Origin of the sequence: Pseudomonas sp. (genome assembly GCF_050739995.1) — a bacterium.
Classification (GTDB): domain Bacteria; phylum Pseudomonadota; class Gammaproteobacteria; order Pseudomonadales; family Pseudomonadaceae; genus Aquipseudomonas.
In genome coordinates, this window is record NZ_JBOICG010000797.1 from 1 (window position 1) to 4973 (window position 4973).

The window sequence follows — 4973 nt, forward strand, 5'->3', positions numbered from 1 at the left end:
TTCACTGACACACCGCATTCGCGAGCAAGCCCGCTCCCACAGGGGATTTGTGTTGATAGTAATGTTTTGAACGGGACCAGACACCGCCATGACCGAAGACACCATCAAACGCCGCGCCAAAGGCCTGGACCGTGCATTCGATATCCTCGATTTTCTCAAGGAAATCGGCCAGCCCCTGCGTCCGAATGATATTGCCAACGGCATTGGCAGCCCCAAGTCCACCGTCTACGAATTGGTTGCGTCCTTGCTTGAGCGGCGCATCCTGGAGGCCGTGGGCAAGGATGGACATGTCTACCTGGGCCGCCAGCTGTATTTTCTCGGCCAGGCGCATTTACGTCACTTCGACCTGACCCGCGAGGCCGACCACGCCTTGCAGGAGATCGTCAGCCAGACCCGCGAAACCGCGCAGATGTGCCTGCTCAACGGGCGCAAATACACGGTGGCGTTGATGCGCGAAGGTGAGCGGCATTTCCGCATTTCCTCCGACATCGGCGAAAACGCGCCGATCCCCTGGACGGCGTCCGGGCGCTTGCTGTTGGGACACCTGAGCGACCAACAGATCATCGACCTGATCGACCACGACGACTTCATCCTGCCAGATGGCCAGCGCTTGCCGCTGGAGACGTTCCTGGCACAAATCCGTCAGGCCACCCTCGATGGTTTCTTTTCCTTCGACAGCGTGGCTGACACCTTTACCCATTGCTTTGCCGCCCCCGTGCGGGACGCGCAGGGCATCAGCATTGCGACGTTGTGCATCGTTGCCCCGCGTGCCGATGCCATCACCCATTACAACGACTATCGCCGGGTGCTGATCGAAAGCGCCAATAACCTGGCCCGTCGCATCAACGAATAGGAGCATTTCATGTCTGCCATCAATGCTGTTGAAAAGGGCGCCGCCGCTGTCGGTGCTCACCTGGTCCGTGACGTCAGCCTGCCAGCCCTGGTGCTGCACCGCGACGCTTTGGAGCACAACATTCGCTGGATGCAGGACTTTGTCAGCAACAGCGGCGCAGAACTGGCGCCCCACGGCAAAACCAGCATGATGCCGGCGCTGTTCCAGCGTCAGATCGCCCAAGGTGCCTGGGGCATCACCCTGGCCAACGCCGTGCAGACCCGCGCCGCCTATGCCGGTGGCGTGCGCCGTGTGTTGATGGCCAACCAGTTGGTAGGCGCGCCGAACATGGCGCTGATCGCTGACTTGCTGGCCGACAAGGATTTTGACTTCCATTGCATGGTCGACCACCCGGACAACGTCGCCGACCTTGGCCTGTTCTTCGCCGCCCGTGGCTTGCGCTTGAACGTGATGATCGAATACGGCGTGGTCGGCGGACGTTGCGGTTGCCGCAGCGAGCAGGAAGTACGCGACCTGGCCAAGGCGATCAAGGCCCAGCCCGCGCTGGCGCTCACGGGTATCGAAGGTTACGAAGGTGTGATCCATGGTGAGCACGCCATCAGCGGTATTCGCGAGTTCGCCGCCAGCCTGGTGCGTTTGGCGGTGGACCTGCAAAACAACGGCGCCTTCGAACTGGCCAAGCCAATCGTGACGGCCTCCGGTTCGGCCTGGTACGACCTGATCGCCGAGTCTTTTGAAACGCAAAACGCCGCCGGCCGTTTCCTCAGTGTATTGCGCCCGGGCAGTTACGTGGCTCATGACCATGGCATCTACAAAGAAGCGCAGTGCTGCGTGCTCGACCGTCGCAGCGACCTTAACGAAGGCCTGCGCCCGGCCCTGGAAGTCTGGGCGCATGTGCAGTCGCTGCCCGAGCCGGGTTTTGCGGTGATTGCCCTCGGCAAGCGCGACGTGGCCTACGACGCCGGTTTGCCGGTGCCGCTCAAACGCTACAAGGCCGGTATCCTGCCGGCGGAAGGTGATGACGTGAGCGCGTGCAAGGTGACGGCGGTGATGGACCAGCATGCGTTCATGACGGTGGCGCCGGGCATTGAGTTGCGCATCGGCGACATTATTTCGTTCGGCACCTCGCACCCTTGCCTGACCTTCGACAAGTGGCAGGTCGGCTGCCTGGTGGATGAGCAGTTGCAGGTGATCGAGTCCCTGCATACCTGCTTCTGAAACCGAGCTGCTCCTTTCGCGAGCAAGCCCGCTCCCACAGTTGAAATGCATTCCAAATGTGGGAGCGGGCTTGCTCGCGAAGAGGCCATCAGTCACACCCGAGAACCTGACATGAGCACCCACCCCCACATCGCCCTCATCGGCGAATGCATGATCGAATTGCAACACCGCGCCGACGGCAGCCTGCACCAGAGCTTCGGCGGTGACACCCTGAACACGGCGGTGTACTTGCGTCGTGAGCTGGGCGATAGCGGCGGCAGCGTCGACTACGTCACCGCCCTGGGCGATGACAGTTTCAGCGATGCCATGTGCCAGCAATGGACTGATGAAGGGCTGGGCCTGGGCATGGTCCAGCGCCTGGCCGGACGTTTGCCGGGGTTGTATTGCATCCAGACCGATGCCAACGGGGAGCGCAAGTTTCTGTATTGGCGCAACGAGGCCGCGGTGCGTGATTGTTTCACCACGCCAGCGGCAGAGCCGATCCTCGTCGCCTTGCCGGACTATGACGTGGTGTATTTCAGCGGCATTACCCTGGCGGTGCTGGGTGAGATCGGGCGTGAACGCCTACTGCAAACACTGATCGAAGCCCGTCGTCGCGGTGGCAAGGTGGTGTTCGATAATAACTACCGGCCGCGTTTGTGGGCCAGTGTCGAGGCGGCGCGTGTGGCGTATCACCAGGTCATGGGCGAAGTGGATATCGCCTTGCTGACCGAAGATGACGAGCGTGCGCTGTTTGGTTATGCGGACAGCGAGCAGGTGTTCGCGGCCTATCCGACGTTGGCCGAAGTGGTGCTCAAGCGTGGGGCGGATGCGTGCCTGATCCGTTGCAAGGGCGCGCGCTTTTGCGTGCCGGCCATCCAGGTGGAGAAGGTGGTGGATACGACAGCGGCGGGGGATTCGTTCAGTGCGGCGTACCTGGCCAGTCGGCTCAAGGGTGGTTCGCCTGAGGAGGCTGCCTTGGCTGGGCATCGCTTGGCGAGCCGGGTTATTCAGTTTCCAGGCGCTCTGATTCCTCGGTGATTGGCCGCCTGCGGCGGTTCGGGAGCAAGCCCCCTCCCACAGTTGACCGCATTCCTCCAGATGAAATGCAGTTACTGTGGGAGGGGGCTTGCTCCCGATAGCGGTCTAAAGTCAGACGCTCAATCGCGGTAAAACACCTGCACCAGGTGATACCCGAACTTACTCTTGATCGGCCCGTGAACCACCTTCACCGGCTTCTTGAAGATCACCGCATCAATCGCGCCCACCATTTGCCCAGGTCGTACTTCACCCAAGTCACCGCCGCGCTTGCCTGACGGGCAGGTGGAATACTTCTTGGCCAGCACATCAAACGCTTCGCCCTTGGCAATGCGCTGCTTGAGCTGTTCGGCTTCTTCACTGGTCTTGACCAGGATGTGACGGGCTTGGGCTTTCATCTTGTTACCTTGCAACGGTCAAACGTAAGGGCGCGGGATTATGCCTGAAGTCAGCTGTCAACGCTGATCATGCTGCGGATTTTCGTGGCCAGCAAATCGATGGAAAAGGGTTTGGCCACCATGTCCATTCCCTCTTCCAGAAAGCCCTGGCGCTCGGCGGCTTTTTCGGCGTAACCCGTCATGAACAACACGCGCAGCCCCGGACGGTGCTGGCGGGCGATTTCCGCCAGTTGCCGGCCGTTCATGCCCGGCAGGCCGACGTCGGTCACCAGCAGGTCCACACGCAGGTCAGACTCCAGCAGCGGCAGCGCCGTGCGGGCGTCGGCGGCCTGGTGCGCGGTGTAGCCCAGTTCATCCAGCACATTGACCACCAGCATGCGCACGGCGGGATCATCCTCAACCACCACCACGGCCTCGCCGGCCAGTGCCAGCGGGGCTTCACTCACGTTCGGTGGTTGGCTGCTTTCCAGCGCGGTGCCATACAGGCGCGGCAGGTACAGGCGCACGCAAGTGCCCTGGTCCGGTTCACTGTGAATGGTCACATGGCCGCCGGACTGTTGGGCAAAGCCATAGATCATCGACAGCCCCAGGCCCGTACCCTGGCCGATGGGTTTGGTGGTGAAAAACGGGTCGAAGGCCTTGGCGAGGATTTTCGGCGCCATGCCAGTGCCGTTGTCGCACACGCCGAGCATCACGTAATCCCCGGCCTTGACCGGTTCCAGCGTGGTGATATCGGTGCCGTCCAGGTAACTGTTGGCGGTTTCGATCAGCAGTTCGCCGCCATCGGGCATGGCGTCGCGCGCGTTGATCACCAGATTGAGCAGGGCGTTTTCCAGTTGGCTGGCGTCGGTGTTGACCGGCCAGATGTCCTGGCCGAGTTGCACCTTGAGCGTGATATGTGCGCCCTTGGTACGGCGGAACAGGTCTTCCAGCGACGCCACCAACTGGTTGGGGTCGATCGGTCGACGGTCCAGCGACTGGCGTCGCGAGAACGCCAGCAGGCGGTGGGTGAGGGCGGCCGCCCGATGGGCCGACGACACTGCGGCGTCGGTGAACCGGCCGATTTCGTCACTGCGCCCGGCAGCGATATAGCGCTGCATCAGGTCCAGGCTGCCGATGATGCCGGTGAGCATATTGTTGAAGTCATGGGCGATGCCGCCGGTGAGCTGGCCCACCGCTTCCATCTTTTGCGCATGACGCAACGCATCTTCGGCGCGTTCGCGCTCGAACATTTCGTTTTGCAGGCGCTGGTTGGCTTCGGCGAGCGCTTGGGTGCGCTGGGCCACGCGTTCTTCAAGGTTCTCGTTGAGGTGGCGCAGGGCTTCCTCGGTGAGGATGCGCTCGGTCTCATCGATCACAAAAATGTAGAAACCGTTCACCGAGCCGTCGTTACTGAAGCGCGGCAGGTACTTCATCAGCGCGTGGCGTGGCCGACCGTCGCGATGGGGCGTGACGGTCAGAAAACTGCACGCCTTGCCCTTGAGCGC

General features: G+C 61.8%; 5 protein-coding genes. 3 read left to right on the forward strand and 2 right to left on the reverse strand.

What is annotated here, in order from left to right:
* Positions 1 to 88: 88 nt before the first annotated feature.
* The 3 genes from ACRESD_RS26975 (at position 89) to ACRESD_RS26985 (ending at position 3091) form a co-directional block, all read left to right on the forward strand.
* Positions 89 to 853, forward strand: a complete 765-nt coding sequence (locus ACRESD_RS26975; RefSeq protein ID WP_431753696.1) for an IclR family transcriptional regulator — start codon at positions 89 to 91, stop codon at positions 851 to 853.
* Positions 854 to 862: 9 nt separating this feature from the next.
* Positions 863 to 2071: an amino acid deaminase gene (locus tag ACRESD_RS26980; protein ID WP_431753697.1), complete on the forward strand. Its 1209-nt coding sequence runs from the start codon at positions 863 to 865 to the stop codon at positions 2069 to 2071.
* Between the two features lie 111 nt (positions 2072 to 2182).
* Positions 2183 to 3091 (forward strand): sugar kinase, encoded by a 909-nt coding sequence (locus ACRESD_RS26985; RefSeq protein WP_431753698.1) that lies wholly within the window; start codon positions 2183 to 2185, stop codon positions 3089 to 3091.
* A 119-nt stretch (positions 3092 to 3210) separates the two neighbouring features.
* On the opposite strand, the gene ACRESD_RS26990 is transcribed toward ACRESD_RS26985, so the two are convergent.
* On the reverse strand, positions 3211 to 3486 hold the full coding sequence (locus tag ACRESD_RS26990) for a peptidylprolyl isomerase (protein ID WP_003174397.1): 276 nt from the start codon (positions 3484 to 3486) through the stop codon (positions 3211 to 3213).
* Positions 3487 to 3536: 50 nt separating this feature from the next.
* Positions 3537 to 4973, reverse strand: a 1437-nt coding sequence (locus ACRESD_RS26995) for a response regulator (protein WP_431753699.1), incomplete at its 5' end; no start/stop codon positions are given.